7 protein-coding genes are annotated in these 6,093 nt (G+C 61.3%); 6 read left to right on the forward strand and 1 reads right to left on the reverse strand.

What is annotated here, in order from left to right; translation table 11 throughout:
• Positions 1 to 55 precede the first annotated feature (55 nt).
• The 6 genes from ptsP (at position 56) to FHK92_RS04425 (ending at position 5,853) form a co-directional block, all read left to right on the forward strand.
• On the forward strand, positions 56 to 2,590 hold the full coding sequence (gene ptsP / locus FHK92_RS04400) for a phosphoenolpyruvate--protein phosphotransferase (RefSeq protein ID WP_181286991.1): 2,535 nt from the start codon (positions 56 to 58) through the stop codon (positions 2,588 to 2,590).
• Between the two features lie 2 nt (positions 2,591 to 2,592).
• Positions 2,593 to 2,880 (forward strand): PTS transporter subunit EIIB, encoded by a 288-nt coding sequence (locus FHK92_RS04405; protein ID WP_181286992.1) that lies wholly within the window; start codon positions 2,593 to 2,595, stop codon positions 2,878 to 2,880.
• A gap of 138 nt (positions 2,881 to 3,018) precedes the next feature.
• Complete coding sequence (locus FHK92_RS04410; protein ID WP_181286993.1) at positions 3,019 to 3,414, forward strand: DUF6632 domain-containing protein; 396 nt, start codon at positions 3,019 to 3,021, stop codon at positions 3,412 to 3,414.
• 144 nt (positions 3,415 to 3,558) lie between these two features.
• Positions 3,559 to 4,935, forward strand: a complete 1,377-nt coding sequence (locus tag FHK92_RS04415; protein WP_181286994.1) for a multicopper oxidase family protein — start codon at positions 3,559 to 3,561, stop codon at positions 4,933 to 4,935.
• The gene (tadA, locus tag FHK92_RS04420; protein ID WP_181286995.1) at positions 4,935 to 5,432 is read left to right on the forward strand and encodes a tRNA adenosine(34) deaminase TadA; all 498 of its coding nucleotides are present in this window, start codon (positions 4,935 to 4,937) and stop codon (positions 5,430 to 5,432) included. Before FHK92_RS04415 ends, tadA begins: the two co-directional genes overlap by 1 nt.
• A 115-nt stretch (positions 5,433 to 5,547) precedes the next feature.
• The gene (locus tag FHK92_RS04425) at positions 5,548 to 5,853 is read left to right on the forward strand and encodes a transposase (protein WP_181286996.1); all 306 of its coding nucleotides are present in this window, start codon (positions 5,548 to 5,550) and stop codon (positions 5,851 to 5,853) included.
• A gap of 17 nt (positions 5,854 to 5,870) precedes the next feature.
• Here the strand turns inward: FHK92_RS04425 and FHK92_RS27610 are convergent.
• Positions 5,871 to 6,093, reverse strand: a 223-nt coding sequence (locus tag FHK92_RS27610; protein ID WP_219915946.1) for a hypothetical protein, incomplete at its 5' end; no start/stop codon positions are given.

The raw sequence follows: 6,093 nt of genomic DNA on the forward strand, positions 1-6,093 counted from the left end.
AGTAATCTCTGCATGCCCGCGATGCGAAAAAGAACAGACAGCAGCAGGTGAAGTCATGAACACAACACAACCCGTGCAATTGCTCGCACCGCTGTCCGGTGTCCTGATGCCTTTGGACAGCGTGCCGGATCCGGTTTTCTCCAGTCGGGTGGTGGGGGATGGTATTTGCATCGATCCAACCTCGCAGACCCTCTGCGCGCCGGTGTCCGGTGTCATCGGCACGCTCCAGGACAGCGCCCATGCGGTGAGTATCACCGCTGACAATGGGATCCAGGTGCTGATGCACATCGGCCTGGACACGGTCAATCTGGCGGGCAAGGGATTCACTTCGCGGGTGGAAATGGGGCAGCGGGTCGAGGCTGGCCAGCCGCTGATCGATTTCGACGCGGACTACATCGCCTTGCACGCGCGCAGTCTGTTGACGCTGATGCTGGTGGTCAGCGGCGAACCCTTCAGCCTGCTGGTGGGTGACGCCACTTGCATCGAAAGCGGCGCGCCGTTGTTACAGGTCCGTCAAGGTGAGCAAGGGAAGGTGCAAGAGGTGCAGCAGGGTTCGGTGTTGTTTTCCGGTCCGCTGATCCTGACCAACGAGAGCGGCCTGCACGCGCGTCCTGCGGCGGTGTTTGCCCAGGCGGCCAAGGCTTTTGATGCGAACATCCAACTGCACAAGCAGCAAGCCGCCGCCAATGCCAAATCCGTGGTGGCGATCATGGCACTGCAGACGATCAAGGGTGACAGACTGCAACTCAGCGCCGACGGACCCCAGGCCAGGCAAGCGATTGAAACGTTGGAAAAGCTGCTGCTTTCGGGTTGCGGCGAAACGGTCGAAGCACCGCTGGCGCTGGAGCCGGCCACCGTTGTCGCGCCTTCGGTACCCGGTCGGCTGCGGGGCGTCTGCGCGTCGCCCGGCTCTGCGTTGGGTGTGGTGGTCCAGGTCGCTTCCCAAGAATTGGAGATCGAGCCGACGGGCACAGGGATCGAAATCGAACGGGCCGCGCTGGATCGAGCGCTGGCGCAGGCAGCGAATGCTTTGAGGGCATTGCAGGGCGAGGCAGCCGGCACCGTTCAGGCGCAGATATTTCGCGCCCATGAAGAATTGCTGGAAGATCCCACCTTGCTGGAGCAGGCCCAGGCTTTGCTCGCCGAAGGCAAGAGCGCGGCGTTCGCCTGGAAAACCGCAACCCAGGCGACCGCTTCCCTTTTCCAGCAGTTGGGCAGTGCCTTGTTGGCCGAGCGTGCAACGGACCTGGCCGATGTCGGGCAAAGGGTGCTCAAGCTGATCCTGGGGGTTCAAGAGGAGCGCTGGAACCTGCCTGAGCAGTCAATCCTGGTCGCGGAGCAACTGACGCCGTCCCAGACTGCCAGCCTCGATACCTCGCGCATCGCCGGTTTCGTCACCGTGGGCGGCGGCGCCACCAGCCATGTCGCGATCCTTGCGCGTGCGCTGGGCCTGCCTTCGTTGTGTGGCGTGGCGCAACAGGTGCTGGCACTGGATGACGGCACCCAGGTATTGCTGGATGCCGACGGCGGCGAACTGCACGTAAGCCCGCATCAAGCCTTGATTGAGCAACGCCAGGCCGCCAGTGATCGCCAGCGTCAGCGACATCAGCGTGACCTCAAACAGTCAGCCCAGGCGGCTCGTACCCTCGATGGTCATCGAGTCGAAGTCAGCGCCAACGTCGGCTCGCTGCGGGACGTGGAACAGGCCATGCCCCTGGGAGCCGAAGGCGTCGGGCTGTTGCGCTCCGAACTGCTTTACCTGGATCGCGCGCATCCACCTGGCCACGACGAGCAAGCGGCCCTGTACTGTGCGGTCGCGCGAGCCTTGGGGCCTGAGCGCAACCTGGTGGTGCGCACGCTGGATGTGGGCGGGGACAAACCGTTGGCCTATGTGCCGATGGATCATGAGGCCAATCCTTTCCTCGGCATGCGCGGCATTCGCTTGTGCCTGGAGCGACCGCAGTTGCTGCGGGAACAATTCCGGGCAATTCTCGCCTGTTCGGAACTGACGCGGCTGCACATCATGCTGCCGATGGTCACGCAACTGGCGGAGTTGAGGCTGGCGCGGCAGATGCTGGATGAAGAGGTCCGCAACCTGGGGCTCAAGCAGACGCCGAAGCTGGGCATCATGATCGAAGTCCCGGCGGCGGCGCTGATGGCCGATCTGTTTGCCCCTGAAGTGGATTTCTTCTCCATCGGCACCAATGACCTGACCCAATACACCCTGGCCATGGACCGTGATCACCCACGCCTGGCCAGCCAGGCCGACAGCTTGCATCCCGCTGTACTGCGGCTTATCGCCCATGCGACCGAGGCCGCTCGCGCCCACGGGAAATGGGTCGGTGTGTGTGGTGCGCTGGCATCGGAGCCGTTGGCGGTGCCGGTGCTGCTGGGGCTTGGTGTCCACGAGTTATCCGTCAGCGTGCCGCTGATTCCGACGATCAAGGCCTGTGTCCGGGAATGGGACCTGACTGCTTGTCGCGCAGTCGCTCAACAGGCCTTGGGCCAGGACAGCGCGGAGCAGGTGCGTGACATTCTGCGCGGTTGTTCATCCACGGCCAATCCGGCCACCCTGGTGATGGAGCAATGAAGATGTTTGACAAACTGCAGCAGGTATTCTGGAAAGCCTTGACCCCTGATTTGGTGCCGGATGAGCCCAGGCAGCCGGAAATGGCTGACGGGCTGCCACCTGCGATCCTGGCGGCTTTGGGCGGCGTTGAAAACCTCAAGTCCCATCAGCCCGTGGCCTTGACGCGGTTGCGGGTGGAGTTGCGGGATATGACGCGCATCGATCTGACCGGGCTGAGCGGCGCAGGTGTGACGGGGGTGATGACGCTGGACAACGGCGCGGTGCATTTGATCACCGGCTTACAAGGCTGACTGTTCGGGGGGGCTGCTGCGCAGCCCAGCGGGAGCAAGCTCCCTCGCCACATGGAAGGTCGATGTGGGTTTTCAGGCGCGTTCTATACTCCGGGCTCCCTTTGCCGTGAAACACACGCCGCAATCCAGGAGCCCGCCATGAACGACGTTCAAAAACTCGCCGCCCTGCGCATCGTCTTGATCGTGGTTGGTCTGATCGCAGTGTTGGCCATCTGGCCATTGATGGTCCTTTGGCCGTCCGGCTGGGCGTGGCACAGCGGCCATTCCGACTATCCGCTGATGATTGTCGGTATCTACGCGACGCTCGGCATGTTCCTGCTGAGGGCGTCTCGCGATCCAATGAAGCATTTGAGCCTTATCTGGTTCACCGTGTGGTCGAGCGTCGTGCATGGCGCGATCATGGCGGTGCAGTCGTTTGGCGTCGGGATGGACGGGGCGTCGCACTACGGTCATTTGCTCGGCGATGTGCCTGCGTTGTTCATCGTCGCGGCGGCGCTGGCCTTTTTTACGCCTCGCGGTGTAAACGCGCGCTGACCGCTCGATCCGCTCTTCTGTCGGGAAATGACCACCACACGTTTTTTTCATCTTGGTTTCCTTACCGTTTCTCATCTGCGGGTGTATCGTATTCGCCTTTTGCGGGCCCACCGGTCCGTCGCAGATGCAGAGGTAGTCGCGTTCATGTCCTTTACCCGTCGCCAAATACTCGGTGGCCTGGCCGGTCTTGTTGTCGTTGGTGTGGGTGCAGGCGGCGCGTCGCGGTACTGGCTGGGGAAGATGGCGGACGCCGAGGCCGGTCATGACTATGAACTGATCGCCGCGCCCCTGGACGTCGAATTGGTGGCCGGGCACAAGACCCAGGCCTGGGCGTTTGGCCCGTCAGCGCCGGGCACCGAACTGCGGGTGCGTCAGGGCGAGTGGCTGCGGGTTCGCTTTATCAATCATTTGCCGGTCGCGACGACCATTCACTGGCACGGTATCCGTTTGCCGCTGGAGATGGACGGCGTGCCGTACGTCTCGCAGCTACCGGTGTTGCCGGGCGAATACTTCGATTACAAGTTCCGCGTACCGGACGCCGGCAGCTATTGGTATCACCCCCACGTCAATAGCAGCGAAGAGCTTGGACGAGGGTTGGTCGGGCCGCTGATCATCGAAGAGCGCGAGCCGACCGGTTTCAAGTTCGAACAGACCTTGAGCCTCAAGAGCTGGCACGTGGACGAGCAGGGCCAGTTCGTCGAGTTCAGCATCCCTCGCGAGGCGGCGCGTGGTGGCACGGCCGGGCGGTTGTCGACCATCAACGGTGTGCCGCAGGCAGTCATCGATTTGCCGGCCGGGCAGATCACTCGCGTGCGCTTGCTCAACCTCGACAACACGCTCACTTATCGCATCAACATTCCAGGCGTTGAAGCGCAGATCTACGCGCTGGACGGCAACCCCATCGAACCGCGCCCACTGGGCAAGGAATACTGGTTGGGCCCGGGCATGCGCATTTGCCTGGCGATCAAGGCCCCACCGGCCGGCGAAGAGTTGTCGTTGCGCAATGGCCCGGTACGCCTGGGGACTTTGCGTTCGGTGCCCAATAACGACGCGCCGACGCCATGGCCGCCTGCTTTACCGCCCAACCCTGTGTCCGAACCCGACCTGGCCAATGCCGAGAAACTCAACTTCAATTTCGAATGGGTCGGCTCGGTGTTGGTCAACACTGACAACGGCAAGCCGCCGAGCCTTTGGCAGATCAACGGCAAGGCCTGGGACATCACCGACAAGACCTGCGCCGACCGGCCGATCGCCACGTTGAAGAAAGGCCAGAGCTACATTTTTGAATTGAAGAACATGACCCAGTACCAGCATCCGATCCATTTGCATGGCATGAGCTTCAAGGTGATCGCGTCGAATCGGCACAAGGTCATCCCGTATTTCACCGACACCTACCTGCTGGGCAAGAACGAGCGGGCGCAGGTGGCATTGGTGGCGGATAATCCCGGCGTATGGATGTTCCATTGCCATGTGATTGATCACATGGAAACCGGCCTGATGGCCGCCATCGAGGTAGCTTGATGCGCCAGATTCGCCCCGCCAGGATCATTGACCGCAGCCGGGACCAAGACTTTATGCGTGAAGCCTTGGCCCTCGCCGCACAAGGTGCGGCGTTGGGCGAAGTGCCGGTGGGCGCGGTGCTGGTGCAGGATGGCGAGGTCATCGGGCGCGGCTTCAACTGTCCAATCAGCGGCCATGACCCCAGCGCCCACGCGGAAATGGTCGCGATCCGCGCCGCCGCCCAGGCGGTGAGCAACTATCGCCTGCCGGGCAGCACCCTGTATGTGACGCTGGAGCCGTGCAGCATGTGCGCCGGCCTGATCGTTCATTCACGCATCGCCCGGGTCGTCTATGGCGCGCTGGAACCCAAGGCTGGGATTGTGCAGAGCCAGGGACAGTTTTTCAGCCAGGGCTTCCTGAACCATCGGGTGATGTTCGAGGGTGGGGTGTTGGCTGAGGAGTGCAGCGCGGTGCTGAGTGAGTTCTTCAAGGCCAGAAGAGCGAAACCTTCAGACTGAACACTGACCCCCTGTGGGAGCGAGCTTGAACTGGCCTAATAATTCCGGACACCTCTTAAGGGCGATATGATTTCGCCAACTTGGAGGTACTTGGAGGTCCCATGAACGAAAGTCCATGAACGAAAGAAAGGTCTATACCCGCGAGTTCAAGCTGCACGCTGCCAGCATGGTGCTTGATGATAACTGCCCGGTTCTAGATGTATGTGCATCGCTGGATATCGGGCCCACTGCTTTGCGGCGCTGGGTTGATCAGGTTCGCAAGGAGCGTGAGGGGCAGTCAGTTAAAGGCACCAAGGCGATTACCGAAGATCAACGCCAGATTCAAGAATTGAAGGCCAAGATCAAGCGCATGGAAATGGAAGCCGAAATATTAAAAAAGGCTACCGCTCTCTTGATGTCGGATCCCGATCGTTTCCGATGATCGCAGAGCTAAGAGAGTCATTTCCGACGGCCGTGGTGTGTCGTGTTTTCGGTGTGAAGCGCAGCAGCTTTTATGAGTGGATTCAACGGCGGGCCAAGCCGCGGATCAGACGTGAGGAACTCAGGTTGAAAGTCGTTGAGCTGCACAGCGAAAGCCGCGAAGCCATGGGCTCCAGAATGATTAGCAAAGGCCTGAAGGCTCAGAAAATAACAGCTGGAAGGAGCCTTGTCCGAGCGCTGA

Origin of the sequence: Pseudomonas brassicacearum subsp. neoaurantiaca (assembly GCF_013608025.1) — a bacterium.
GTDB lineage: Bacteria > Pseudomonadota > Gammaproteobacteria > Pseudomonadales > Pseudomonadaceae > Aquipseudomonas.

Bases quoted from the DNA above. Each gene is read 5' to 3' on its own strand.
- FHK92_RS04415 (WP_181286994.1), top strand. From the start codon at position 3,559: ATGTCCTTTACCCGTCGCCAAATACTCGGTGGCCTGGCCGGTCTTGTT.
- FHK92_RS04425 (WP_181286996.1), top strand. From the start codon at position 5,548: ATGAACGAAAGAAAGGTCTATACCCGCGAGTTCAAGCTGCACGCTGCC.
- FHK92_RS04410 (WP_181286993.1), top strand. From the start codon at position 3,019: ATGAACGACGTTCAAAAACTCGCCGCCCTGCGCATCGTCTTGATCGTG.
- FHK92_RS04405 (WP_181286992.1), top strand. From the start codon at position 2,593: ATGTTTGACAAACTGCAGCAGGTATTCTGGAAAGCCTTGACCCCTGAT.
- ptsP (WP_181286991.1), top strand. From the start codon at position 56: ATGAACACAACACAACCCGTGCAATTGCTCGCACCGCTGTCCGGTGTC.
- tadA (WP_181286995.1), top strand. From the start codon at position 4,935: ATGCGCCAGATTCGCCCCGCCAGGATCATTGACCGCAGCCGGGACCAA.